The sequence below is a fragment of the Aggregicoccus sp. 17bor-14 genome (assembly GCF_009659535.1).
Lineage (GTDB): Bacteria > Myxococcota > Myxococcia > Myxococcales > Myxococcaceae > Aggregicoccus.
Genome location: NZ_VJZZ01000009.1, coordinates 190,580 through 215,617, shown reverse-complemented (window position 1 = coordinate 215,617; position 25,038 = coordinate 190,580). Strand labels below are relative to the sequence as shown.

22 protein-coding genes are annotated in these 25,038 nt (G+C 72.2%); 4 read left to right on the top strand and 18 right to left on the bottom strand.

Annotation, left to right across the window (positions count from 1 at the left end):
• Positions 1-2 precede the first annotated feature (2 nt).
• The 4 genes from FGE12_RS18700 to epmA all read right to left on the bottom strand — a co-directional run bounded on the left by FGE12_RS18700 (position 3) and on the right by epmA (position 3,993).
• Positions 3-1,451 carry a nicotinate phosphoribosyltransferase gene (locus FGE12_RS18700; RefSeq protein WP_153867843.1) on the bottom strand — a complete coding sequence of 483 codons (1,449 nt, stop codon included), beginning with the start codon at positions 1,449-1,451 and terminating at the stop codon, positions 3-5.
• An 81-nt stretch (positions 1,452-1,532) separates the two neighbouring features.
• Positions 1,533-2,240, bottom strand: coding sequence for an inorganic pyrophosphatase (locus FGE12_RS18695; protein WP_370459061.1), 708 nt, complete (start codon positions 2,238-2,240; stop codon positions 1,533-1,535).
• On the bottom strand, positions 2,237-2,983 hold the full coding sequence (locus FGE12_RS18690; protein WP_370459060.1) for a lysophospholipid acyltransferase family protein: 747 nt from the start codon (positions 2,981-2,983) through the stop codon (positions 2,237-2,239). The genes FGE12_RS18695 and FGE12_RS18690 overlap by 4 nt, the downstream gene beginning before the upstream one ends.
• Positions 2,980-3,993 (bottom strand): EF-P lysine aminoacylase EpmA, encoded by a 1,014-nt coding sequence (gene epmA, locus FGE12_RS18685; RefSeq protein WP_153867842.1) that lies wholly within the window; start codon positions 3,991-3,993, stop codon positions 2,980-2,982. Before epmA ends, FGE12_RS18690 begins: the two co-directional genes overlap by 4 nt.
• A gap of 30 nt (positions 3,994-4,023) precedes the next feature.
• Between epmA and FGE12_RS18680 the strand changes: the two genes are divergently transcribed.
• A complete protein-coding gene (locus FGE12_RS18680) occupies positions 4,024-5,694 on the top strand; it encodes a chromosome segregation protein SMC (RefSeq protein ID WP_153867841.1) in 1,671 nt (556 codons plus the stop codon).
• Between the two features lie 10 nt (positions 5,695-5,704).
• Here the strand turns inward: FGE12_RS18680 and FGE12_RS18675 are convergent, their stop codons facing one another.
• The 4 genes from FGE12_RS18675 to FGE12_RS18660 all read right to left on the bottom strand — a co-directional run bounded on the left by FGE12_RS18675 (position 5,705) and on the right by FGE12_RS18660 (position 11,086).
• The gene (locus FGE12_RS18675) at positions 5,705-6,805 is read right to left on the bottom strand and encodes an SPFH domain-containing protein (protein WP_194798038.1); all 1,101 of its coding nucleotides are present in this window, start codon (positions 6,803-6,805) and stop codon (positions 5,705-5,707) included.
• Positions 6,806-6,978: 173 nt separating this feature from the next.
• Positions 6,979-7,779: an ABC transporter permease subunit gene (locus FGE12_RS18670; protein WP_194798037.1), complete on the bottom strand. Its 801-nt coding sequence runs from the start codon at positions 7,777-7,779 to the stop codon at positions 6,979-6,981.
• Position 7,780: 1 nt separating this feature from the next.
• Positions 7,781-8,707 (bottom strand): ABC transporter ATP-binding protein, encoded by a 927-nt coding sequence (locus tag FGE12_RS18665; RefSeq protein ID WP_194798065.1) that lies wholly within the window; start codon positions 8,705-8,707, stop codon positions 7,781-7,783.
• 69 nt (positions 8,708-8,776) lie between these two features.
• Complete coding sequence (locus FGE12_RS18660; RefSeq protein WP_194798036.1) at positions 8,777-11,086, bottom strand: glycosyltransferase family 39 protein; 2,310 nt, start codon at positions 11,084-11,086, stop codon at positions 8,777-8,779.
• A gap of 157 nt (positions 11,087-11,243) precedes the next feature.
• Between FGE12_RS18660 and FGE12_RS18655 the strand changes: the two genes are divergently transcribed.
• Together FGE12_RS18655 and FGE12_RS18650 are read left to right on the top strand one after the other, a co-directional pair.
• Positions 11,244-12,866: an FHA domain-containing protein gene (locus tag FGE12_RS18655; RefSeq protein WP_153867840.1), complete on the top strand. Its 1,623-nt coding sequence runs from the start codon at positions 11,244-11,246 to the stop codon at positions 12,864-12,866.
• Between the two features lie 66 nt (positions 12,867-12,932).
• The gene (locus FGE12_RS18650; RefSeq protein WP_194798035.1) at positions 12,933-13,526 is read left to right on the top strand and encodes a response regulator; all 594 of its coding nucleotides are present in this window, start codon (positions 12,933-12,935) and stop codon (positions 13,524-13,526) included.
• A 15-nt stretch (positions 13,527-13,541) separates the two neighbouring features.
• Here FGE12_RS18650 and FGE12_RS18645 read toward each other — a convergent pair whose 3' ends face one another.
• From FGE12_RS18645 to FGE12_RS18635, 3 genes are read right to left on the bottom strand one after another with little or no spacing between them, the layout of a single operon-like run.
• Positions 13,542-14,330 carry an enoyl-CoA hydratase/isomerase family protein gene (locus FGE12_RS18645; protein WP_370459059.1) on the bottom strand — a complete coding sequence of 263 codons (789 nt, stop codon included), beginning with the start codon at positions 14,328-14,330 and terminating at the stop codon, positions 13,542-13,544.
• 13 nt (positions 14,331-14,343) lie between these two features.
• Positions 14,344-14,556, bottom strand: coding sequence for a biotin/lipoyl-binding carrier protein (locus tag FGE12_RS18640; protein WP_153867839.1), 213 nt, complete (start codon positions 14,554-14,556; stop codon positions 14,344-14,346).
• A gap of 51 nt (positions 14,557-14,607) precedes the next feature.
• On the bottom strand, positions 14,608-15,966 hold the full coding sequence (locus tag FGE12_RS18635) for an acetyl/propionyl/methylcrotonyl-CoA carboxylase subunit alpha (RefSeq protein ID WP_153867838.1): 1,359 nt from the start codon (positions 15,964-15,966) through the stop codon (positions 14,608-14,610).
• A gap of 189 nt (positions 15,967-16,155) precedes the next feature.
• Between FGE12_RS18635 and FGE12_RS18630 the strand changes: the two genes are divergently transcribed.
• Positions 16,156-16,563 carry a hypothetical protein gene (locus FGE12_RS18630; protein WP_370459058.1) on the top strand — a complete coding sequence of 136 codons (408 nt, stop codon included), beginning with the start codon at positions 16,156-16,158 and terminating at the stop codon, positions 16,561-16,563.
• A gap of 16 nt (positions 16,564-16,579) precedes the next feature.
• On the opposite strand, the gene ftsZ is transcribed toward FGE12_RS18630, so the two are convergent.
• The 7 genes from ftsZ to ftsW all read right to left on the bottom strand — a co-directional run bounded on the left by ftsZ (position 16,580) and on the right by ftsW (position 25,030).
• Complete coding sequence (gene ftsZ, locus FGE12_RS18625) at positions 16,580-17,803, bottom strand: cell division protein FtsZ (protein WP_153867836.1); 1,224 nt, start codon at positions 17,801-17,803, stop codon at positions 16,580-16,582.
• Between the two features lie 177 nt (positions 17,804-17,980).
• Positions 17,981-19,216: a cell division protein FtsA gene (gene ftsA / locus FGE12_RS18620; RefSeq protein WP_153867835.1), complete on the bottom strand. Its 1,236-nt coding sequence runs from the start codon at positions 19,214-19,216 to the stop codon at positions 17,981-17,983.
• A 53-nt stretch (positions 19,217-19,269) separates the two neighbouring features.
• On the bottom strand, positions 19,270-20,136 hold the full coding sequence (locus FGE12_RS18615) for a cell division protein FtsQ/DivIB (protein WP_153867834.1): 867 nt from the start codon (positions 20,134-20,136) through the stop codon (positions 19,270-19,272).
• 238 nt (positions 20,137-20,374) lie between these two features.
• Positions 20,375-21,304, bottom strand: a complete 930-nt coding sequence (murB, locus tag FGE12_RS18610; RefSeq protein ID WP_153867833.1) for a UDP-N-acetylmuramate dehydrogenase — start codon at positions 21,302-21,304, stop codon at positions 20,375-20,377.
• A 5-nt stretch (positions 21,305-21,309) separates the two neighbouring features.
• A complete protein-coding gene (murC, locus tag FGE12_RS18605) occupies positions 21,310-22,731 on the bottom strand; it encodes a UDP-N-acetylmuramate--L-alanine ligase (protein WP_194798034.1) in 1,422 nt (473 codons plus the stop codon).
• On the bottom strand, positions 22,728-23,861 hold the full coding sequence (gene murG / locus FGE12_RS18600; RefSeq protein WP_194798033.1) for an undecaprenyldiphospho-muramoylpentapeptide beta-N-acetylglucosaminyltransferase: 1,134 nt from the start codon (positions 23,859-23,861) through the stop codon (positions 22,728-22,730). Before murG ends, murC begins: the two co-directional genes overlap by 4 nt.
• Positions 23,858-25,030 (bottom strand): putative lipid II flippase FtsW, encoded by a 1,173-nt coding sequence (gene ftsW / locus FGE12_RS18595; protein WP_153867832.1) that lies wholly within the window; start codon positions 25,028-25,030, stop codon positions 23,858-23,860. The genes murG and ftsW overlap by 4 nt, the downstream gene beginning before the upstream one ends.
• Between the last annotated feature and the right edge of the window lie 8 nt (positions 25,031-25,038).

Here is a 25,038-nt window from a genome sequence, read left to right as displayed (position 1 = left end):
CGCTACACGCGCCCCTGCGGGAAGTAGCGCTGGCGCAGCGAGTCCACCAGCGCCTGGGTGGCCGGCGAGAGCGCCACGGTGTGGCCCTGCACGTCCCCGCTGTCGCTCGCCACGAGGCTGGGGACCTCGGCGCCGCTGCCGGTGAGCAGGAAGTAGCCCTCGGGGGGCTGCTCGTCCGCCTGACCGATGAGCCCGATGGGCCCGCTGCCGTGGCGGCGTCGGAACACCACCGGCACGCCCGGGATGCTCTGCTTGCCCTCGGCCAGCTCGTTGCCGAACTTCATGGTGGGCCGCCCGCCCGTGCAGGACAGCTTGTAGATGGCGGCGGCGCGGTCGCGCGTGAAGGGCGTCTCCATGGGGCGCGCCACGATGTAGCCGCCGTAGCCGTAGAACTGCTCGGCGGGCGCCCAGTCCACCATGCGGCGCAGCTCCTCGAACTCGCGCGTGGCGGCAGCGTCCAGGCCGTCCTCGAGGATGTGCACGGGGCGGATGCCCAGGTCGCGCGCGCGGGTGACGGCGTAGAGGTACTGCAGCTTCTTGTTGCCCGAGTCGAAGCGGATGGAGTCCTGCGCCGCCGGGTCCTCGCGGATGAGCTTGAAGGCGTTGGGCAGACCCGAGCTCAGGGTGTCGTAGGTGTCCAGCAGGTAGCTGGAGCGGTGCGGGCGGCGCTCGCGCATGGCGCGGAAGGCCGCCTCGTCCGAGCCGTAGCGCTGCACGTGCTCGTGGCCCATGGTGCCCACGGGCGTGAGCCCCAGCTTCTGCGCCGCGAGCACGTTGCTCGTGCGCGTGACGCCCGCGTCCTTGCAGGCCCGCACCGCGAGCTCGTGCTGGCTGAGGCAGCTCGCGGCGCGCAGGCCCACCTCGAAGATGCGCGAGGGGTCGCCGACGATCTCCACCAGCTCCTGCACCACCGCGCGCACCCGGCGCACGTAGCCGTCCGCGTCCACGTCCATCGGGAAGGGGCGCACCCCCACCGCGTCCAGGGTCTCCAGCACGATGTCGCGCTGCTCCTCGCAGCACAGGCGCGCGAGCGCCTTGGCCGTGAGCTCGCGGTCGCTCAAGGCGCTCGTGGCCACCTGGATGCGGAAGTTGAGCTGCAGGAGCACCGGCTCGATCCAGGACACCAGCGCCGACGGACCGGTGAGGGTGAACACCGGCTCCTTGGGGAAGAAGAGCGCGCCCTTGGGCAGCGCCCGGATGCGCAGCCGCTCGCGGCGCAGCATCCCGGCCTTGAAGCCCGCGCCCATCGCGTACTCGTGCGCGGCGAGGTACGCGTAGTCCGCGTCCGTGGGCTCCGGCAGCAGCGTGGGCAGCAGCTGCTCCAGGTCCAGCGGCATCACCTGCAGCCCGCCGCGGCGGTGGCAGTAGTAGAAGGTCTCCTCGCGCAGCGGCCAGCCGGCCTCCGCCATGCTGAACTTGTACCCGTCCGTCGCCAGCAGCGAAGCGCCCATCCGTGGCTACCTCCCGGGACGAAAGCTAAGGACGGCAGAAAGAGTTTTCAAGACTCTTTCTGGCCCGCTGTGCGCCGCCCGCTACCTGCCTGCGCGGCGCCGGGCCTTGGCGGCGGCCTTCCCCTTCACGGTGGCCTTCACCGGCGCGCGCGGGGTGCCGTAGAGCCGCTCGTAGTCCTTCTGGCTGCGGCGGATGACCTCGTGGGCCTCGGCGCGGTCGTAGACCTCGGCGATCTCCACCTTGCGCTTCCCCTCGTTCGGCAGCTGCTTGTAGGTGAGGAAGTAGTGCTTGAGCCGGTCGATGAGCGCGCGCGGGCACTGGGCGATGTGGGCGAGCTCGCCGTAGACGAGGTCGTTCTCGAGCACCGCGATGATCTTGTCGTCCGCCTCGTTGCCGTCCACCATCCGGAAGCCGCCCACCGGCACCGCGCGCACCAGCAGGTTTCCCGAGTGGATGACCTTCTCGGTGAGCACGCAGATGTCCAGCGGGTCGTGGTCTCCCTCCACGTCCAGCCCCGTGCGCTCGGCGGCGCGCTTGGCGACGAGCGCGTCGCAGTAGGTCTGCGGGATGAAGCCGTAGAGCGTGGGGCACTGGCTGCTGAAGCGCTGCGGGCGGTCCAGGCGCATCAGCCCGCTCGCCTTGTCCAGCTCGTACTTCACCGCGTCGGTGGGGACGATCTCGATGTACGCGGTGATGACCTCGGGCGCGTCGTCGCCGACGCTCACGCCGTGCCACGGGTGGGCCTGCAGGTTGCGGGTATCGAACACGGGCTTGGACTTCGGGCTCACGGCAGGTCTCCTGAGCGCTCGCGCGCCTGGGCATAGAGTTCGCTCACCGCGGCCTGCAGCCGCTGGGTGAAGGCATCCCGGTCACTGGGCTGCAGGCCCACCGGCGAAATCGGCTTCCCCACCACGAGCGCCGCGCGCTGGCCCCAGCGCACGCTGCGCCCACCCTTGGGCAGGATGAGGCGCGTGCCGCTCACGGCCATGGGGACCACCGGCACCCCGGACTGGATGGCGAGCATCGCCGCGCCCTTCTTGAAGGGGCGCAGGACGCCGTCCTCGCTGCGGGTGCCCTCGGGGAAGAACATCACGCTCACGCGCTCGCGCACGGCGTGGACGGCGTCCTGCAGCCGCTCGCGGTCCTTGCTGCTCCCGGTGCGGTCCACCACGATGTTGCCGGTGGCGCGCACGGCGTGGCCGAACACCGGGATGCGCGCGAGCTCGCGCTTGGCCACGTAGCGGATGTGCTTGGGCACGTGCTTGAGGATGAGGAAGGCGTCGTAGTGCGACTGGTGGTTGCAGACGAAGACGCAGTGCCCCTCGGGCAAATGCTCCAGCCCCACCGCCTCGGTCACCACGCCGGCGGAGGCGAGCATGCTCTTCGCCCACAGCTCGAGCAGCGGGTCCGCGGCGCGCGGGCCGCGCAGGGCGGCGGCGCCCCACACCACGGGGGACAGGGCGCCGGTGATGGACAGGCCCGCGGCACCTGCGAAGGCGGTCTGCGCCAGCTCTTTGAGCAGAGGCTTCACACGAACTCGTGGGCGGGGAACAGGAGGACGTCGGTGATGCGGCTCATCCCCAGCAGCAGCATCAGGATGCGGTCCAGCCCCACGGCGATGCCGGCCGAGGGCGGCATGCGGCCTACCGCATCGAGGAAGCGCTCGTCGAGCGGATAGACGGTGCGGCCCTCGGTGCGCCTGAGGGCCTGCTCCTCCAGCAGCCTCGCGCGTTGCTCGGCCGCGTCCGTCAGCTCGCTGAAGCCGTTCGCCAGCTCCAGCCCCTTCGCGTACAGCTCCACCCGCTCGGCCACCTCGGGCTCTCCGGGCTTGAGCCGGGCGAGCGAGGCCATGGAGGCCGGGTACTCGACGAGGTAGGTGGGCCGCTCGTGCCCCAGGCCCCGCTCCATGCGCTGGAGGAAGAGGTGGAAGAAGACGTCGTCGAAGCTCGTGGCGTCCCCCGTGCGCACGCCCGCCCCTTCCGCCGCGCGCTTGAGGCTCGCCCCGTCCCGGTGCGCGCGCAGGTCGATGCCGGTGGCGCGCAGCACGGCGTCGCGCACGCTCACGCGCTCGTAGGGCGTGCGGGTGAAGAAGAGCGGGTCTGCGCCCTCGACGCCGTGGCCCGCGCCGGCCGCCGCCTGGCCCGCCCTGGCGAGCGCGCCCTCCAGGTCCGCCATGATGGCGTGGTAGTCCGCGTGCGGCCGGTAGAACTCCAGCATCGTGAACTCGGGGTTGTGGGTGCGGCTCACCTCCCCGTTGCGGAACACCTTGCAGAGCTGGAACAGGGGCCCGCTGCCGTCCGCGAGCAGACGCTTCATCGCGTACTCGGGGCTGGTGTGCAGGTAGAGCGGGCGGGCGCTGCCCACGTCCGTCTCCGGCACGAAGGGCACCTCGAAGGCGTTGATGTGCGGCTCCATCCCCGGCGTGGGGACGAGCAGCGGCGTCTCCACCTCGAGGTAGCCGAGGCCGGAGAAGAAGTGCCGGAGGCTGGCGTAGAGCGCCTGGCGCCCCGCGGCCGCCTTCCACTGGACGGAATTGGGCATGGGCGCCGCGGAAGCTACATTGCCCTCCCCATGCGTCCAAGGCTCCTGCTCCTGCTGCCCCTCGCCCTGCTAATCGCAGCGTGCGCGAAGAGGCCCTCCGCTTCCCCGGCCAACCCGGCGGCGCTCCAGGGCGAGAGCGCCCAGCTCACCCGCGAGGTGCAGGGGCTCTCCTCCCGCGCCGAGGCGCTGCTCGAGCGCCAGGACGACCGCGTCTGGGCCTATTGGACGGAGGGCACCCAGGCAGACGTGGGCGCCACCTACGCCCAGGACGCGCAGCTCTTCTCGCTCGCCTCCCTGCGCAAGATCGACCGGCTGCGCCAGCTCTCCACCGCGCCGCGCGAGGTGCGCGCCCTCACCTACCTGGAGTCCCTCTTCGCCGGCGAGTACCTGGCGAGCGCGCTCGAGGAGCAGAACGACGCGGTGGCGAACCTGGAGGGCTCGCTCAGCTACACCCTGCCGGACCCGAAGGGCGGCGCGGGCCGGGAGGTGCGCTACCGCGACCTGGAGCGGCTGCTCGCCAACGAGCGCAGCGCGGAGGTGCGCCGCGCGCTGTATCGCGGCGCTACCCCCAGCATCGAGCGGCTGAACCAGTCGCTGCGCCGGCGCGAGGAGCGGCTGCAGGCCGTGGTGCGCCAGCTGGGCTACCCCTCGTACGTGGCCTTCAGCGCGGAGCTGCGCCAGGCGGACCTGGACCGGCTCGCGGCGCTCGCCGAGGAGATCCTCCAGGCCACGCAGGCGCCCTACCTCACGGTGATGACGCGGCTCGCGAAGAGCGAGCTGGGGCTCTCCTTCGAGCAGCTCACCCGCGCGGACATCCCCCGCCTCTTCCGCCCCCGCGAGGTGGACAGCTTCTTTCCGCGCGCCGCCCAGCTCACCCGGGTGGACAAGACGCTCGCGGGCCTCGGCATCCAGCTCTCGGCGCTGCCCAACGTGCGCGTGGACGCGCGCGAGCTGCCGCGCAAGAACCCCCGCCCCCTCACGCTCGCGCCCAAGGTGCCCGGCGACGTGCGCCTGAGCGTGCGGCCCGCGGACGGGGTGCTCGAGCAGGCGCGCGTGCTGCACGAGGTGGGGCACCTGCTGCACGCCGCCTTCACCCGCGAGCCGCGCTTCGAGCTCGCGAAGCTGGGCAACCCCACGGTGGGCGAGGCCTGGGCCGCGCTCTTCGAGGACCTGGTGGAGGACCCGGTGTGGCTCGAGGAGCAGGCGGGGCTCACCGACGTGCGCCGCGACACCTTCCTCGCCGCCTCCAGCGCGCACCGCCTCTTCCTCATCCGCCGCGCCGCGGGGCGCCTGCTCTACCAGCTGGAGCTGCGGCGGCGAGGGGACAAGGTGGACGCGCGCGCCCTCTACAGCGCCATCCTGCAGCGCACGGATGCGCTGCCCATGGGCCCGGACGACGAGGCGCGCTACCTGGTGGACCTGGAGGACTTCTTCCAGAGCGCGGACGCGTTTCGCGCGTGGTTCCTCGCAGGCCAGCTGCAGGGCCAGCTCAAGGCCCGCTTCGGCCCCGCGTGGTGGCACAGCGCGGAGGCCGGCAAGTTCCTCGAGGGGCTCTGGGCCCACGGCAACGCCCTGAGCGCACGTGAGCTCGCGCTGGCGGCGGGCGAGCGCGGCATCGAGCCGGACGTGCTGCTCTTGCGCCTGGGCACCACGCTGGGGGTGCCCATCCGCCTCGGCACGCCGGCGGCCGGGTCGCCCTAGCCCACCCCGCTCAGGTCTGCACGGGCTTGCCGCAGCCGTTGCAGAACTTCGCGCCGGGGGCGAGCTCGGTGTTGCAGTCCACGCAGCGCGCGGGGGCCGCGGCGAGCGGCTTGCCGCAGCTGCTGCAGAACTTGCCCTGGGCGCTCGCGCCGCAGTTCGGGCAGAAGGTGCCGTTCACCGGCGCGGTGCCCGGTGCGCCCGGAGGCGGACGGCCCTGCTGCTGCTGCTGCTGCTGCTGCGTGAACATGTTGGCCATGCCGAAGCCCATCCCCATGCCCATGCCCTGCAGCGCGCCGCCGGAGCCCTCGCCGCCGCCCTTGGCCATGCCCTCGGCCGCGCCGAGCATCGCCTGGCCCTGCGCGTACTGCTGGAAGCCGCCGGCGAGGCGCGAGTAGGCCACGTCCTTGGAGAGCTTCTTGAGGGTGGCCTCGTCCTCCTCCTTGATGGAGATGTGGAAGTTGCCCAGGCGCACCACGGTGAGGCCGTAGCCGTCCACGTGGGGCTTCAGCCCGCCGATGACCTCGCCCTCGATCTCCTCGGTGTACGCGCCGCTGGTCACGTCGAGCAGCGGCCACTTCTTCTTCACCAGCAGCTCGGCGATGCGGTCGCGGGTGACCTTGAGCACCTGGCTGCGGAACCAGCCTAGGAACTCCTCGTTGTCCGCGCGGCGCAGGCCCACCAGGCCCACCACCAGCTTCTCGGGGTCGGTGACGCGCACGCTGAAGTCGCCGTACACCATGGTGCCGATGCCCAGGCCCGTCTCCGGGTCGCGCACGTCCCCGATGGGGCCGCCGAACTTGATGCCCGCGAACTCGCGCAGGCTGACGAAGAAGATCTCGGCGACGAAGAGGTTGCCGCCGGTGAAGCCCTCGAGCAGCCGCGAGAGGAAGGGGATGTTGCTCGTGTCCAGCTGGTGGCGGCCCGGGCCCAGCGTGCCCTCCACCTTGCCGTCCTTCACGAACAGCGCCACCTCGTCCGCGTCCACGGTGAGCTGGGTGAGCATCCGGACGTTGTTCTCCGGATAGCGGTAGATGATCGCGTTCTTCGCCTCGTCGGAGCGGGCGATGAAGTTGCGCCGCGCCTCCCCCTTGATGCCGTCGAAGATGCCCATCGCTCTCGATGCCTCCTGTACCGCGCTGAAGACCGCGGCCTCCCCTCCCCTACGCGGGAGCGGGCGCCGGATTGCGTCGCTCGTCTGCTTCGACCATGCCAGCTTCGATGTGGGATGAACAGGCGAAGCCCCGCCCCCCATCCGGCACCGCACCCCCGAGCCGCGGCGCGCGCCTAGCCCCAGCGGCTCAGGAGCCGCTCGCGGTCCAGCAGGCGCAGGCTGAGCGCCACCAGCAGCACGTCCAGCCCCAGCACCACCAGCCCCTCCAGCGCGTAGAGCGCGGGCCCCGCGCGCACGAGCCCCGCCACCTGGCCCGCGGCGAGCCCGAGCAGGGGCAGCACCACCAGCGCCGCCACCTGCTGCGCCGTGCGCGCCTCGTTCACGCGCGCCGAGATGAGCACCGCCACCGCGTTTCCGAAGAAGGCGAAGAGCGGCCCCAGCACCAGCACCCCGAAGCCCCACAGCGCATCCGGCAGGAGCGGCCTGCCCACCAGCGGCCACGCCACCCAGTCCACGCCGATGCACAGCAGCGCGAAGGCGCCCCAGGTGAGCGCCACCGCGGGCACCAGCGAGGCGAGGCTCTTGCCCGCCACGAGCTCCCCCGCGCTCACGGGCGAGGCGAGCAGCGGCTCCAGCGTGCGCCGCTCGCGCTCCCCCGCCACGCTCTGCGAGGAGATGAGGATGGGGATGAAGACGGGCATCACCAGGAACAGCCCGAACCAGTCCACCAGCGTGCGCTCCACGAGGAAGCGCACGCTGCTCGTCCCCGCCGGAAGGCCCGGCTCGTAGAAGAGCGCCACCGCGCGCAGGGACTGCTCGCTGCCCTCGTGCACGTAGGCCCACACCACCGCCACCGGCACCGCGGCGAACACCAGCGGCAGCACGGCCATGGAGAGCAGCAGCAGCGGGTTCTTGCGCAGGTCGAGCAGGTCCTTCCAGAAGACGGCGCGCGCGCGTGCGGGGTGGAAGGCCACGTCACGCCTCCCGGATGTGCTCGAGGTAGATCTCCTCGAGCGGCAGTCGGGACGGCACGGCCGCGTGCACCCGGGCGCCCGCACCCACCAGGCACGCGAGCACGTCGGGCGCCTGCGCCTCCTCGGCGAGGGTGACCTGCAGCCGCTCGCCGTCCGCGCTCACCCGGGGGACGAAGGGCAGCGCCTGCAGCAGGGGCACGTAGCGCGTGGCGTCCCCCTCCACCCGCACCTCGAGCGCGGCGCCCGCGCGCCGCTGCAGCTCGGCCACGGACGCGAAGGCGAGCAGCCGCCCCTTCACGATCCCGATGCGCCCGCACAGCTGCTCCACCTCCGCCAGGTTGTGCGAGCAGAGCAGGAGCGTGCGCCCCTCGCGCGCGAGCTCCGCCAGGGCATCGCGCACCGCGCGCGCCGCCTCGGGGTCCAGCCCGCTGGTGGGCTCGTCGAGGAAGAGCACCGGCGGGTCGTGCACCAGCGCCCGCACCAGCGCGAGCTTCTGGCGCATCCCCTTGGAGAGCGCGCCGCAGGGCTCGTCCTCGCGGCCCGCGAGCCCGAAGCGCTCGAGGTAGCGCGAGAGGCGCGGCCACTCCACCCGCTCCGAGCGCTCGTGCAGCTTGAGGAAGAAGCGCAGGTTCTCTCGCGCGCTCAGCCGCTCGTAGAGGCCGGGCTGCTCGGTGAGCAGCCCCACGCTCTGGCGAAGCCGCTCACCGCCGGGCCCGGTGCCGTCGCCCACCGGGTGGCCGAACACCTGCGCGCGCCCCTCGCTCGGGCGCAGGAGCCCCGCGAGCATGCGCAGCGTGGTGGTCTTCCCGGCGCCGTTGGGGCCCAGCAGCCCGAACACCTCGCCCGGCCGCACCTCGAAGCTCAGCCCCTGCACGGCCACGCGCGCACCGAAGCGCTTGCCGAGCCCCTCCACGTGGATGCCGCCGATGTCCGCCGCGAAGCTCACCCGGGCCTCCCTGCGTGACGCGCACTGCACCTGCTGCTGCTCAGCTGCCGCTCAGTCGATGCTCACCAGGACGAACTTGTTGTTGATGGCCGGATCCACGGTCGTCACCACGTGCCCGGGGCCCACTGCGCTGCGCAGCAGGTTGAGCCGGTTGTGCTCCACCAGGGCCCACTCGCGCCCCGGCTGGTCCGCGAACTCGCGCATGTGCTGGTTGGCCTGCGCGTCGCGGAACTGGAGCACGGTGTTGCGCGAGTAGAAGGTCTCGCCGTGCCAGTTCATCATGTACGCGGCAATCGGCTCCTCGGGCTGGCGCAGCCGGTAGTAGCGCCAGAAGAGGTCGCGCTGGGTCCAGTGGTGCGAGAGGTCCACCCAGTGGTTCCAGTTGAACCAGAGCGCGAAGCCGGCGGCGAGCAGCCACGCCGGGCCGAACACCCCCATGCGCGAGCGCCGCGCAGCGCCGACGGCCGCGAAGAGCCCGGCCGCGAGGAAGGCCAGCCCCAGCACCCCCTCGACGTTGAGCGGCTGCGAGAGCGCGCGGGTGAGCGGGTCCAGCGCGCTGGGCGCGAAGAGCCCGCGCGCGAGCAGCGGCGCGCCCACGCCCGCGAGCAGCACCGCGCCGAGCCAGCGCGCCGTGCGCGCCTCCTCCGGCGCCCGCAGCGCCTGCAGCGCGAGGTAGGCGCCCGCCGCGAGCAGCGCCACGCCCACCAGCGCGAGCGCGGACACCTGGCCGCGCCCCACCACCGCCGCGAGCAGGGCCGCGCCCGTGAGCAGCACCGCGAGCCCGAGCGCGCGCAGGCCCGGGCGCGGGCGGCTGCCCTTGCGGAAGGCCTCGAGCGTGAGCCAGGCGCCGAGCAGCAGCGCCCCCGCGGACACCGGGTCTCCGAGCCACAGCGGGCGCGCGGAGAGCAGCGTGATGGCGCGCGTGTCCAGCTCCACCGGGTAGGGCCGGTCGTAGTTGTAGACGAAGAGATCCGTGAAGTGCTTCGGGTTCTCCGCGAGGTCCTTGCCCACCACGCAGAAGAGCACCAGCCCCAGCAGCACGCTCAGGCCGTGCGGCCCGATGCCCTCCTCCCACAGCCGGTCCACGAAGAGCGCGATGAGCAGCGCCAGCGCCGGCACCAGCGGGAACACGTAGTGGTGGAACTTGGTGGCGCTCGAGGTCATCAGGAAGAAGGTGAAGCCCGCCCACACCGCGGCGATCAGCGCCACGTGGTCCGCCCGCGTCCCGCCGCGCAGCCGCACCCGGCCCGCCAGCGCGAGCGCGCCGGGCAGCGCCGCCACCCAGGGGAAGATGGCGTAGCCGCCCTGCTCGATGAAGTAGGTGAACGAGCCGCCCGGCGTGGTGGTGTGCACGCCCGCGGTGAGGCGGTTGAGGTGATCGTGGATGAAGAAGCGGTACCAGAACACCTTGCCCTCGTCGTCCACGCCGTCGAAGAGCGTGAGCGCGAGGTACCAGGGCCCCGCCACCCCGAGGAACACCAGCACCCCGGGCCCCAGGCGCATGCGCGAGAGCTGCTCCCAGAGCACCGGCATCGGGCGCTGCCCGCACTTCACCTCGGCGCGGTAGCCGCGCTCCAGCAGCCAGCGCAGGTGCGCCTGCAGGGACTCGCCGCTCCAGGGGATGACCGCGAGCGCCGCGTAGACGAGCAGGATGATCGCCGGCAGGCCCACGCCCAGCAGGCCCTTGGCCAGCGTGGACAGGCCGCAGAAGACGTAGAAGGCGTACCACCAGCCGCTGCGGTGGCGCGTGGTCTCGTCCAGCTGCCCCACCAGCGCGCACGCCATCGCGCACACCAGCGTGGCCACGAAGGGCAGGTCCGTCACCGCCTGGCGCGTGAGCAGGAACCACAGGGGCATGGTGGAGAGCACGAAGCCCGCCGCGAGCCCCGCGCGTGCGCTCACCAGCCGCGCCAGCGCGTACGAGAGCAGGCTCACCGCCGCGATGCTCAGGAGCGCGAACGGCAGGCGCATCCCCCACTCGGTGTACAGCCCGAGCGCGCCCTCCGTGCGCAGCGTGCCCACCACCTGCATGCCGAGCGCCTGCATCCACATGGTGAGCGGCGGCTTGGAGAAGAACCAGGAGGTCTCGTACCAGGGGTAGAGGTAGTCGCCGCGGTGCACCATCTGGCGCGCCACCTCGCCGTAGTGCGTCTCCCAGGGGTCCCACAGCCCCACCGCACCGAGGTACGGCACGAAGAGCAGCGCGGCGAAGAGGCCGGTGGCCCACGCCACGCGCGCCGGCGCGGAGAGCGCCCGCCAGCGAGCGGCCCAGGCGCCGCGGTCGTACGCCGGCCCCAGCACGCCCTCGGTGAAGGTCTGCGGTTGCTGCCTCTCCACGCCCGCTGCCTCGGTGCTCGCCACGGACCGGAACGCCTCCGTTGAGCGCCCGCCGGGACGCCCGCGCGCGCTTATAGCCCCCCACCCCCAGCCGGTCGACGTGGAAGAACCGCCCGTGTCCCGGGGCTCCCCCTGGGCGGGCCGCGTTTGCTATACCTGGGGCCCACAGGACACCCCTACCGTGCTCAAGCTCATCATCGAAGACGACGAAGGGCGCAAGACCGTGGTCCCCTTCGTGCGCGAGGAGCTCACCATCGGCCGGCAGGAGGGCAACACCATCCGGCTGACCGAGCGCAACGTGTCGCGCCGCCACGCGCGCCTGCTGCGCCAGCAGGAGCAGGTGCTGGTGGAGGACCTCGGCAGCTACAACGGCATCCGCCTCAACGGCGAGCGCATCGAGGGCCAGGTGCCGGTGCAGCACGGCGACCTGCTGCAGATCGGCGACTACGAGCTCGCGCTGCAGCACGAGGGCTCGCTGCAGCCGCTGCCCCCGCCCCAGGCCCAGGCCGGAGACGGCGCGCAGGAGGCGGACGCGGCGGACGCGCGCCACCAGGCCACCGCCATCATCAGCCGCGAGCAGGTGGAGGCCGCGGCGCGCCCGCGGCGCGTGGAGTCCATCGAGCCCGCCGAGGCCCCCCGGCTCGTGCTGGTGGACGCCCCCGCTTCCGCCTCGGAGCCGCGCGAGTTCAGCCTCATCCGCACCGAGATGCGGATCGGCCGCACCGACGACAACGACATCGCCATCGACCACCGCTCGCTCTCGCGCACCCACGCGAAGCTGGTGCGCGAGGAGGGCGGCGCCTGGCGGGTCATCGACCTGCAGTCGGCCAACGGCCTCACGGTGAATGGCGAGCGCTACGCGCAGGCGCCCCTCACCCCCGGCGACGTGCTGGAGCTCGGCCACGTGAAGCTGCGCTTCTGCGCGCCCGGGGCTCCGGCCGCCGCGCCGCAGCGCGGGCGCGCGGGCCTGCTCGCCGCCGCGGCGGGCGCGCTGCTCGTGCTCGGCGCCGGCGCCTACCTCCTGCGCGGGCGCGTGCACCCGGCGGCCCCCGCGGCCGTGGGCAGCGCGGCCTCCCCCGAGTCCCCGGCCCCGGCGGCCCCCGCCCAGCGGCTCGCGGCGGCACGCGCGGCCATCGGCGAGCGCCAGTTCGAGCAGGCGGTGGACCTGCTCGAGTCCCTGCACGATGCCAGCGGCGCCCCGCTGCCCGAGGTGCAGGGGCTGCTGGACAGCGCGCGCGCGGAGCTCGCCGTGAAGCGGCAGCTGCTCGCGGCCCAGAAGGAGCTCGAGGCGGGCCGCCCGGCCGCCGCCCAGGCCCTGCTCACCCGCAGTGCAGGCACCCAGGCCTACGCCGGCGAGCTCGCGGCGCTCAGCGCCCAGGCCGCGCAGGCCCTCCGGCCCGCGCCCGCCGCCCCCGCCGAGCCTGCGCCGGTGGCCAAGGCGCCCGTCGCCAAGGCTGCCGCGCCCGCCCGCGCGGCCCCGCGCCCGGCGGCGCCTGCCGCAGCCCCCGCGCCTGCCGCGGCGCCCGCGAGCGGCGCCCAGGCGCTCTACGAGGACGGCTTCCAGCTCTTCAAGAAGAAGCAGTTCAAGGAGGCGGAGGTCTTCTTCCGCAAGTGCCTCGCGGCGGACGCGGCCTTCGCCAGCTGCCACATGATGCTGGGGACCACCTACGCGAACCTGAAGCAGCTGGAGAAGGGCGCCTACCACTACCGGCGCTTCCTCGAGCTCGCGCCGGACCACCCCAAGGCCGAGGCGGTGCGCCGCCACCTCGAAGAGTACGAAAAAGCTCGGTCCCAGGCACAGTGATACTGTAACGTCCGCCAGCACTGGATCGGTTCCGACTGGAACCGATTTCCCGGTTAAGGAGGACTTGTGCAGATTCGGATCCTGGTAGTCGACGATGAGCAGGACAACTGCGACTACCTGAAGCTGGTGCTGACCCGCGAGGGCTACGAGGTCGCGACCACCACGGACCCCACCAAGACGGTGGAGATGCTCCGCGCGGCGGACTACCACCTCGTGGTGCTGGACATGATGATGCCGCAGATGTCCGGCACCGAGGTGCTCGAGCAGATCCGCAAGATCGACTCGGACGTCGCCGTCATCGTGGCCACCGCCTACCCCAACGTGGACACCGCCGTGGCCAGCCTCAAGGCGCAGGCGAGCGACTACGTGAAGAAGCCCATGGAGCCGGAGCAGTTCCTGGCGGCCGTGCGCTCCGCGCTCTCCAAGAAGGGGCTCAGCCAGGACCCCGAGGCGGACCTGCACCGGGCCATCGGGCGCACCATCCGCGAGGCGCGCAAGACCCAGGAGCTCACGCTCAAGCAGCTGGCGCGGCGCACCGGGCTCTCGGTCAGCTTGCTCTCGCAGATCGAGCGCGCGGAGTCCTCGGCCTCCATCTCCTCGCTCTACAAGATCGCGAGCGCCCTGCAGATCAAGATGGGCGACCTGTTCGGCGGCGCGTAGCGCGCGGCGCGCAGCTTAGCGACCGGTGAACCGGGGGCGGCGCTTCTCCAGGAACGCCGCCCTCCCCTCGCGCGCGTCCTCGCTCGCGAAGGCCTCGGCGCGCAGCTGCCGCAGGTGCCCGGCCTCCTCGGGGGTGAGCGGCGCGCGGGCGAGCCGCCGGAAGGTCTCCTTCATCCCCGAGATGGCCAGGGGCGCTCCGGCGGCAATCGCCTCGCAGAGCGCGAGCGCGGCCCCTTCCGCGCCCGCCGCCTCCGGGTGGCACTCGTCGAGCAGGCCCCACGCGAGCGCCGCAGCGCCCTCGAGCTTTCGCCCGGTGAGGAACAGCAGCTTGGCGCGCGCCGGGCCCACCAGGCGCGACACCCGCGCGATGCCGTCCGCCGAGTACACGACGCCCAGGCGCGCCGGGGGCATGCTGAAGAGCGCGCTCTGCGTCCCCACGCGGAAGTCGCAGGCGGCGGCGAGGTCGAAGCCCGCGCCGAAGGCCGCCCCCTCCACCAGCGCCACGCTGGGCACCGGGTGGGACTCGAGCCGCGCGAGCAGCGCCATCAGCGCGTCGTCCGGGAGGCTCCCGCCGGGGGCCGGCGGGCCCAGGCCGGTGAGATCGTAGCCCGAGCAGAAGGTGCCACCGTGGCCGCGCAGGAGCAGCGCCCGCACGCCTGCGCAGGCCTCGGGGGCGAGCGCCGCGTGCAGCGCGGCCACCAGCGCGTCGTCGAGCGCGTTGCGGCGGCTGGGGCGCGCGAGCGTGAGCACCCGCACGCCGTCCGGCCGGTCCTCGATGCCCAGCGGGGCGGCGGAGGGGTGCACGCGCGTCGTGCCTCTAGCCGAGCACCACCAGCACGTCGCCCTCGTTCACCGCCTGCGCCTCCTTGCAGCGGATCTCCTTCACGGTGCCGGCCTCGGTGGCCTCCACCGGCATCTCCATCTTCATGGACTCGAGGATGACCAGGGTCTCGCCCTCGGAGACCTGCTGGCCGACCTTGACCTCGATCTTCCACACCGTCCCGGTGATGTGCGCCGCCACGTCCGCCATACGCTGTTGCCTCCTGGGGTGCTGCTCTCTCGCGACTGCTGTGGAACGACTCTAGGGCTTCGGCGGCTTCGCGTGGTTCTCGAGGAAGCGCGTGTCCAGCTGGCCTGCGGCGAACGCCGGGTCCTGCACGATGCGCAGGTGCAGGGGGATGTTCGTCTTGATGCCCTCGATGCGGAAGTTCTCGAGGGCCGTCTTCGCCCGCGCGATCGCCTCCTCGCGCGTGGCCCCGGAGATGATCAGCTTGGCGATCATCGGATCGTAGTTCGGGGTGACGGTGTTGCCCTCGGCGTAGCCCGAGTCCAGGCGCACGCCCTCGCCCGTGGGCGGCTGGTAGACCTTGAGGGGGCCGGGGGACGGGAAGAACTTCACCGGGTCCTCCGCGTAGATGCGGAACTCGAGCGCGGCGCCCCGGCGCTTCACGTCCTCCTGGCGCACGGTGAGCTTCTCCCCCGAGGCGATTCGCAGCTGCCAGCCGATGAGATCCAACCCCGTGGTGAGCTCCGTCACCGGGTGCTCCACCTGCAGGCGGGCGTTCATCTCGATGAAGTAGAACTCGCCGTCCGAGTACAGGAACTCCACCGTGCCCGCGTTCGCGTAGCCGAAGGCCTTGGCCGCGGCCACCGCGGCCGCGAACATGCGCTGGGCCACGTCCGCGTGGAGGCCGCCGGCGAAGAGCGGAGACGGGGCCTCCTCCACCACCTTCTGGTGGCGGCGCTGGATGGAGCACTCGCGCTCCAGGCCGTGGATGAGGTGGCCGTGGTGGTCGCCGAGGATCTGCACCTCGATGTGGCGCGGCGCCGGGAAGTAGCGCTCCAGGTACACGCCCTCGCGGCCGAAGGCGGCCTTCGCGCGGTCGGTGCACTGGCGGAACACCTTCTCCAGCTCCGCGGGGTCCTTCGCCGCCGCCATGCCGATGCCGCCGCCGCCGCCCGCCGCCTTGCACAGCACCGGGTAGCCGATGCGCTCGGCCTCGGCGAGCGCGCTCGCCACGTCCGGCACCACGTCCCGGCTGCCGGGCACCACCGGCACCCCGGCCGCCTGCACCAGCTTGCGCGCCTGGCTCTTGTCCTTCATGCGCAGCATCGACTCGGGAGGCGGCCCCACGAAGGTGATGCCGGCCGCCGTGCAGGCCTGGGCGAACTCGGCGTTCTCCGAGAGGAAGCCGTAGCCCGGGTGCACCGCGTCCGCGCCCGTCTGGCGCGCCGCGTCCAGGATGGCCGCCACGTTGAGGTAGCTGTCCTTCGCCGGGGCGGGCCCGATGCGCACCGCCTCGTCCGCCTCCTTGACGAAGGGCAGGTCCGCGTCCGCGTCCGAGTAGACGGCCACGGTCTTCAGTCCCATGCCGCGCGCGACTGCGCCGATGCGGCGGGAGATCTCCCCGCGGTTCGCGATGAGCAGCTTCTTGAACATGTGCGCCAGCCCTCCCTGGGCCCCCGGAAAGAGGCGGCGCAACCTAAACCCCACCCCCGCACCTGACAAGGCGAGAAGCGCACCTGTGCGCACCAGGGTTGTAGCGCCGAACGCTGCGAGGCCGATTTACCGGCTCCGGACGCGTGTGAGGGTTGCGGCACGTCAGGAGGCTGACGTAGCTTGATCCCCGTGAGCCTCCCTCCCCGAGAGCAGGACAGCGCGAGCGCACCCCGCGGCACGGTGGTGAGCCTGCGCGGCGTGCGGCTGGAGCGCCGCCTGGAGCTGTACCGGGCCCGCCTCGCGGACCGGGTGCAGAGCAACCGCGCGGCCGTGGAGGCGCTCTACGGCGAGGGCACCCTCTTCACGCCCCAGGGCGCGCGCTCCGGGCGCAGCCTCCTGCGCGCCTACCAGCTGCTGCAGCGCGCGCGCGCCCGGCTGGAGGAGCTGGCAGGGGACGGGGCGCTTCCCGCCCCGCGCCTGCCCGAGCGGGTGGAGGCGCTCTACCGCGAGGTGGACGTGCTGCTCGCCCGCGCGGACGCCCTCTCGGGCCGCCCGCTGGGCACCGGCGCCAGCGTGAGCCGGCTGCCGGCCCGCTAGCGCCCCTTCCCTGCGCCTACGGCATCTCCGTCTGGCCCTGGCGGCGCAGGAAGGTGGGGATGTCGAACTGATCCTCGTCCAGGGGCAGCGCCGGGTCCTTCACCACGGCGGTGCGCGCGGTGGCCACCGCGGCCTTGCCCGCATCCGCGGCGCTGAGGCTGCGCGAGCCACTCTTCGCGGGGACCAGGCTCGCCACCTCCTCGCGCGCGGCGCTGAGCACCGCAGGCGCGGGGCGCGCGATGAGCGGCGCCTGCATCACCGGCTGCACGATGCGGCTCTTCGCCTCGCGCTGCACGAAGCCGGTGGCGATGATGGTGATCTTCACCTCGTCCTGGATGGTCTCGTCGATGAGCGAGCCGAAGATGATCTCGGCCTCGTTGTCCGCGGCGTCGTGCACCAGCGTGAGCGCCTCGTTGACCTCCTGCAGGGTCATGTCGCGGCCGCCCGTGATGTTGATGAGCAGGCCGGTGGCGCCGTCGATGGTCACGTCCTCGAGCAGCGGGCTGCTGATGGCCTGCTGCATGGCGTTGAGCGCGCGCTGGGCGCCGGCCGCGCGGCCCGTACCCATCAGCGCGAGCCCCTTGTCGCTCATGATGGTCTTCACGTCCGCGAAGTCCACGTTGATGTAGCCGTGGTACTGGATGAGGTCGGAGATGCCCTGCACGGCGTTGAGCAGCACCTCGTCCGCGCGCTTGAAGGTCTCCAGCAGCGGCATCGGCTCGTTGCTCAGGGTGAGCAGCCGCTGGTTGGGGATGGTGATGAGCGTGTCCACCGCGGCCTTGAGCTCGATGAGCCCCTGCTCGGCCTGCTTGCGGCGGCGGTTGCCCTCGAAGAGGAAGGGCTTGGTGACGACGCCCACGGTGAGCGCGCCCAGGCTCTTGGCGATGTCCGCGATGATGGGGGCTGCGCCGGTGCCCGTGCCGCCGCCCATGCCGGCGGTGACGAACACCATGTCCGCGCCCTCGAGCAGCTGCGCAATCTGCTCCCGGCTCTCGAGCGCTGCCTCGCGGCCCATCTCGGGGTTCGCGCCCGCGCCCAGGCCCTTGGTGAGCATCTGGCCCAGCTGGATCCGCGTGGGCGCCTTGCTCGCGGCGAGCGCCTGCACATCGGTGTTGGCGGCGATGAAGTCCACCCGGTCCAGCTTCGCCGAGATCATCGTGTTGACGGCGTTGCACCCGGCACCGCCGGCGCCCACCACGCGGATCTTCGCGGCCTGCTTGCTCTGCTCGAAATGGTCCATGGGTCCCTTTCAACGGCAGGTCGCGCGCTGCCGCCCCCCTGCTACTGAGGCCGCCATCATCAACAGGACGGGATCTTTGGCAAGTTTTCCGCTACGGCCCTGTAGCATCGCAGGGATAGAAAGACCCCCTTTGGCCGTTGACAACGCCAGAGGGGGTCGTTCAAGCACTGCGCAGGGCTAGAAGATCTCTTCGAGCCACTCGCGCATGCGGTTCTTCACCTTCTTGTACGCGTTGCCGTCCTCGCGGATGCGGAACATGCGGCGGTCCAGGTGCTTGGCGCCGTACACCACCAGGCCCACGCCGGTCGCGTACATGGGGCTCTTCACCACGTCCACCAGGCCGCCGATGCCGCGCGGCATGCCGCGGCGCACCGGCAGGCCGATGACCTCCTCGGCCAGCTCCGGCATGCCGGCGAGCAGCGTGCTGCCGCCGGTGATGACCACGCCCGAGGCGAGCAGGTCCTCGTAGCCGCACTTCTGGATCTCGCGGTGCACCAGCTGGAAGATCTCCTCCACGCGAGGCTCGAGGATCTCGCAGAGGATCTGCCGGCCGAGCACGCGCGGCTGGCGGCCGCCCACGCTGGGCACCTCCAGGGTCTCGTCCTTGTTCACCATGGAGGCGAGCGCGCAGCCGTACTTCTGCTTGATGCGCTCCGCCTCGTGCGCGGGCGTGCGCAGCCCGATGGCGATGTCGCTGGTGAGGTTGTTGCCGCCCAGCGCGATGACCGCGGTGTGCACGATGGAGCCGCCGGAGAAGATGGCGATGTCGGTGGTGCCCCCGCCGATGTCCACGAGGCACACGCCCAGCTCCTTCTCGTCCTCGCCGAGCACGGCCTCCGCCGACGCGAGCGGCTGCAGCACGATGTCGCTGACGTTCAGGCCGGTGCGGTTCGCGCACTTCACGATGTTCTGCGCGCTGCTCACCGCGCCCGTGACGATGTGCACCTTGGCCTCCAGGCGCACGCCCGCCATCCCGAGCGGCTCCTTGATGCCGCCCTGGTCGTCGATGATGAACTCCTGGGGCAGCACGTGGATGACCTCCCGGTCCAGCGGGATGGCCACGGCCTTGGCGGCGTCGATGACGCGCGCGATGTCCGCCTCGCGCACCTCCTTCTCCTTCACCGCCACGATGCCCTGCGAGTTGAAGCCCTTGATGTGGCCGCCGGCGATGCCGGTGTACACGTGGGAGATCTCGGCGCCCGCCATGAGCTCCGCCTCCTCCACCGCGCGGCGGATGGAGGCCACGGTCGCCTCGATGTTGACGACCACGCCCTTGCGCAGCCCCTTCGACGGGTGCGTGCCGATGCCGATGATGTCGATGCCGCTGTCGGTGAGCTCACCGACGATGGCGCAGATCTTCGTGGTCCCGATGTCGAGGCCGACGATGATCTCCCCGGACTTCTGCTTCGCCATGGACTTCCCTCCCAGCGCCCCCGCGCTCTCGCGGACCGGGGGCGTCCCATTGCTTACTGCGTCGCGGTCCCGGTCCTCTCGGAGCCGGCACCGGAAAGCTTCACCGCCACCCAGCCGGGACGCGCCCGGTTGTCCAGGTGGATGACCTCGGCCGAGAGCCCGCGCTCCGCGAGCTCCCCGCGCACCTTCTCCAGCCGCGCGAGCTTCTGCGCGAGCTGCTCCGCCTCCATCCCCTCCCCCAGCGGCACCTCCTGCCCCGTGGCGCTCACCAGCGTGAGCGCGTCGCCGGTGAGGCGCACCTCGCTCAGGCGCTCGCGGCGCGAGGGGGAAGCCGCCGCGTACGCGCGCGCCACCTCGAGCGCCTGGCGGAAGCGCGCGCGGGTGTGCGCCTCGTCCGCCACGTACGCCTCGCGGTCCACGCCCGTCACCAGCGGCAGGTCCAGCGCGTCCGAGGGGGCCACGCGCTTGAAGGGCTCGCCCTGCTCGTCCAGCACGTAGAGGTCGCCGAGCACCACCAGCGCCACCGGCACGTGCTCCTCCACGACCACGGAGACCGCGGCGGGGAAGTGGCGCGTCACCTCCACCGCGCGCACCCAGGGGTGCGCCATCAGGCTGCGCTCGAGCTGGTCCACGTCCAGGGAGAAGAGGTTCTGCCCCGGCGCGAGCCCGCTCAGCTTGAGCAGCTCCGGGCGCCCCGCGCGCGCGAGCCCCGTGAAGGTGACCTCCTGCAGCGCGAAGGTGGGGGACGCGAGCGCCCACGCGCGCAGCGCCACCCCGCTCCAGACCAGCCCCACCGTGAGCGCCGCGGTGAGCAGCGCGCGCAGCACCGTGGGCGCGTGCGTGCGCACCGCGCCCTGCACCGCCGCGCGCGTCTGGGCCGCATCCTGGCGGCGGCGGTTCTTGGCTCTTCCGAAGGCCATGGGGGGGGTCCGTACCGACGCAGGATGATCGCACTGCGATCTCGACGCCAGTTTTTGGCTACAGGTACGTCGCTGTAGTGGGAGCGCTCGGCGGAGAGGGGGTGCGGGCGCAGCACCATACCTGTTTCGCGGCCGCGCGGAATGGCCCTGCGCATCTTGGGGCCCAGCGCGCCGCGTGACCCAAGGGCTAGTGGGGTGCAGCGCTACCCTGGGTGCAACCGCACAGCGGAACGCGCACTCAGGGCAGGAACTCACCCACGCGCTTGACCTCCGGGTGCAGCTCCACGCCCGAGAGCTCGCGCACCCGCGTCTGCATCAGCATCATCAGCCCGAGCACGTCGCGCGCCGCGGCGCCGCCCAGGTTCACGATCCAGTTCGCGTGCAGCGTGGACACCTGCGCGCGCCCGAGGACGTGTCCCTTGAGACCGGCGAGCTCGATGAGCCTTCCCGCGTGGTCTCCCGTTGGGTTGGTGAAGACGCTGCCGAAGTTCGGCTGGCTCAGGGGCTGGGTGCGCTTGCGGTAGCCGAGGTCCGCCTCCATCGCCGCCTTCGAGGCCGCGAGCTCCTCGGGACCGGCGCGCCGCAGGCAGAAGCGCACCCGCGTCACCACGCTGCCCGCGGGCAGCTCCGTGTGGCGGTAGGCGTGGGGGATGCGCTCGCGCGGCAGCCACCCCACCCCCTCCGCCGTCGCCAGCTCCACCGCCTCCACCACGCGGAAGGCCTCGCCGTTCTTGGTGCCGGCGTTCATGGTCACCGCGCCACCCAGCGTGCCCGGAATTCCCGCGAGGAACTCCGCGCCCACCAGCGCGTGGGTGCGCATCAGGTTGGGCAGCCGCACGATGGCCGCACCCGCGCCCAGCGTGAGCCTCCCCTCCTCCGCCCCCAGCTCCACGCCTTCCGCGAAGAGGTCTCCGGGCAGCCGCAGTGTCACGCCGCGCACCCCGCCGTCACCCACCAGCGTGTTCGCCCCGCCGCCCAGCACCGTGAGCGGAAGCCCTTCCGCGCGCAGGTGGCGCAGCAGGGCGACGAGCGCGTCCGGAGAGCGCGGGCGCACCAGCGCGTCCGCGCTGCCGCCGGCACGCACGCTGGTGAGCGGGGCGAGCGGCGCGTCGCCGCGCACCTCGAGCCCGGGAATCGCCTCGAGCCCTTGCACGAGAGACGCGCCCATGGCCTTCAGGCGCTGCGCTCGGGCGCGGCGTGGCCGAGCAGGCCGAGCAGGTCGGGGCCCACCTGGGTGATGTCGCCGGCGCCCAGGGTGAGCACGATGTCGCCGTCCTTGAGCCGCGGCAGCAGCGCGCCCGGAAGGTCGGTGCGCTTCTCCACGTAGGTGACGTCGCGGTGGCCGTGCGCGCGCACCGCTTCCGCCAGCGCCTCGCCGTTCGCGCCCGGGATGGGCTCCTCGCCGGCCGCGTACACGCCGGAGACGAAGAGCACGTCCGCGTCGTTGAAGGCGGTGGCGAACTCGGAGAGCAGGTCGCGCGTGCGGGTGTAGCGGTGCGGCTGGAAGGCCACCACCACGCGCCGCCCGAAGGCGCGGCGCGCGCCGGCGAGCGTGGCCAGCACCTCGGTGGGGTGGTGCCCGTAGTCGTCCACCACGGTGATGCCGCGCGCCTCGCCCTTCACGGTGAAGCGCCGCTGCACCCCGCCGAACTCCGCGAGCGCCGTGCGCACGGTGTCCAGCGGCACCTCCATCTCCTCGGCCACCGCGATGACCGCGAGCGCGTTGAGCGCGTTGTGCGCGCCCACCATGCGCACGCGGAACTCGCCCAGGTCCTCGTCGCGGCGCCAGGCGCGAAAGCGCGTGCTGTAGCCGTCCAGCTCCACGCCCTCCAGCCGGTAGTCCGCCATGTGCGAGCTGCCGTAGGTGACGTAGCGCTTCTCGAGGTGCGGCAGCAGCGCCTGCACGTTGGGGTGGTCCAGGCACAGCACGTTGAGCCCGTAGAAGGGCACGCGGTTGCAGAACTCCACGAAGGCGCGCTTGAGCGCGTCCAGGTTGCCGTAGTGGTCCAGGTGCTCGGGGTCGATGTTGGTGACCACCGCGATGGAGGGGTGCAGGTGCAGGAAGGAGCCGTCGCTCTCGTCCGCCTCCACCACCATCAGCTCGCTCTTGCCGAGCTTCGCGTTGCTGCCCAGCACGTTGACCTTGCCGCCCACCACCGCGGTGGGGTCCAGGCCGGCCGCCGCGAGCACCGTGGCCACCATGGAGGTGGTGGTGGTCTTGCCGTGGCTTCCCGCCATGGCGACCGCGTACTTGAGCCGCATCAGCTCCGCGAGCATCTCGGCGCGCGGGATGACGGGGATCTTGCGCGCGCGCGCCGCCATCACCTCGGGGTTGTCCTTCTTCACCGCGGAGGAGATGACCACCACGTCCGCCTGCACCAGGTTCTCGGCCTTGTGGCCCAGGCGCACGTCCGCGCCCAGCTTGGCGAGCCGGCGCGTGATGTCGCTCTCCTTGAGGTCCGAGCCGCTCACCTTGTAGCCGAGGTTGAGCAGCACCTCGGCGATGCCGCTCATCCCGATGCCGCCGATGCCCACGAAGTGCACGTGGGCGGCGTGGCGCGTCTTGAACAGGCTCGGCGGCTTCACGCGGCTCACTTGCGCACCTCCGCGCCCTTCTCCGGGCGCTCGCGGCCGTTCTGGCCCCAGGTCTGCACCATCAGCTCCACGCACACGTCCGCGAGCTCCTTCGCCGCCTCGGGCCGGCCCAGCAGCCCCGCGCGCTTCTCCATCTGGCGGCGCTGCTCCGGGTGCTCCTTGAGGCGGCGGATCTCCTGCGCGAGCTTCTCGCCGGTGAGCTCGCCCTCGCGCATCATCACTGCCGCGCCCACGTTCACCAGGCTCATCGCGTTGACCTCCTGGTGGTTGTCCGTGGCGTGGGGGAAGGGCACCAGGATGCTCGCCTTCTTGCAGACGGTGAGCTCGGCGAGCGTCGTCGCGCCCGCGCGGCACACCACCAGCTCGGCGTTCGCGTAGGCCGCGGACATGTCCTCGATGAACTCGCTCACCTGGGCCTTGAAGCCGCGCGCGGCGTAGCCCTCGCGCACCGCCTCCACGTCCTTCTTGCCCGTCTGGTGCACGAAGGAGATCTGCTCCTTGAGATCTCCGAGCGAGTCCAGCGCCTCGATCATCCGCGCGTTGAGCGCCTTGGCGCCGAGGCTCCCGCCGAACACGAGCACGTTGAAGCCGTCGTGCGCGACGCTCGAGCGCAGGTAGTTGTCCATCAGCTTGCGGCGGATGGGGTTGCCGATGAGGTGCACCTTCGCGGGCGGGAAGAAGCGCGCCGCCTCCGGGAAGGAGGTGAAGACGACCTTGACCATCTTCCCCAGCACCTTGTTGGTGAAGCCCGGCAGCGCGTTCTGCTCCTGCACCGCGGTGGGGATGCCCATCAGCCACGCCGCGAGCACCACCGGCCCGCTCGAGTAGCCGCCCACCCCCACCACCACGTCCGGCTTGTGGCGCACGAGGATGCGGAAGCTCTTCACGAAGGCGAGCGGCAGCGCGAGCAGCCCGCGCAGCAGGCCGAGGAAGCCCTTGCCCTTGAGCCCCTGCGCCGGAATGGTCTCCAGCAGGTAGCCCGCCGCCGGCACCACGCGCGCCTCGAGCCCGCGGTCGGTGCCCGCGAACACCACCTCGTTGCGCGGGTGGCGCGTGGTCACCTCCTCGGCGAGCGCGATGCCGGGAAAGAGGTGGCCCCCGGTGCCTCCGCCTGCGATGAGCACCTTCACGCCGACACCTCCCGCACGTCCGAGCCCACGCTCGCGCCCACGCCGCTGCGCACCGGGGCGCGCGCCCCTTCCGCGCTCGCGCTCAGGGACAGGAGCACCCCGGCCGCGCCCATCATGATGACGAGCGAGGTGCCGCCGTAGGAGACGAAGGGCAGGGTCAGCCCCTTCGTCGGCAGGAGCCCCATCGCCACGCACATGTTCACCACCGCCTGGAACCCGATGATGGAGCACAGCCCCAGCCCCAGGTAGGTGCCGAACGTCTCCCCTGCGGCGAGCGCCGCGCGCACCCCGCGCCAGAGGATGACGCCGTAGAGCGTCACCAGCACCGCCACCCCGATGAGCCCCAGCTCCTCGGCGATGATGGAGAAGATGAAGTCGGTGTGCGCCTCGGGCAGGAAGAAGAGCTTCTGGCGCCCGTCCCCCAGCCCCAGCCCGGTGACGCCGCCACTGCCGATGGACATCAGGCTCTCGGCCACCTGGTAGCCCACGTCGTGGCGGTGCGCCCACGGGTCGGTGAAGGCGAGGATGCGCTTCATGCGGTAGGGGCTGCGCGCCACCGCGACGTACGCGAGCGGCAGCGCCGCGAGCACGCTGCCCACCAGGAAGCTCAGCTTCGTTCCGGCCGCGAAGAGCAGCACGAAGAGCAGGAACACCAGCAGCACCGAGCTGCCGAAGTCCGGCTGCTTCATGCACAGCGCCACCAGCAGGCCGCACAGCAGCAGGTGCGGCAGGAAGCCCACCGAGAAGGTCGCCACCTTCTCGCGCTTCTTCGCGAGTGAGTAGGCCAGGTAGACCACCCAGGAGAACTTCGCGACCTCCGCGGGCTGCAGCCCGAAGCCCGGCAGGCGGATCCACCGCTGCGCGCCGCCCGCGGTGCTGCCCAGCCCCGGGATGAGCACCGCCACCAGCAGCACGAGGGTGATGAGGAGCAGCGGGTAGGCGAAGCGCGCGAGCCGGCGCCAGCCCACCTTCATCGCCACCGCCATCGCGACCAGGCCCATGCCGGCGGCCGCGAGCTGGCGCTTGAGGAAGTAGAGGCTGTCACCCAGCTTGTCCTGCGCGAGCACGGCGCTGGCCGAGTAGACCATCACCAGCCCCAGGGCCACGAGGAGGAACACCGCGCCCAGGAGCACCGGGTCGAAGCGGACGGCGGGAGAGGAGGACTTCATCGGATGCC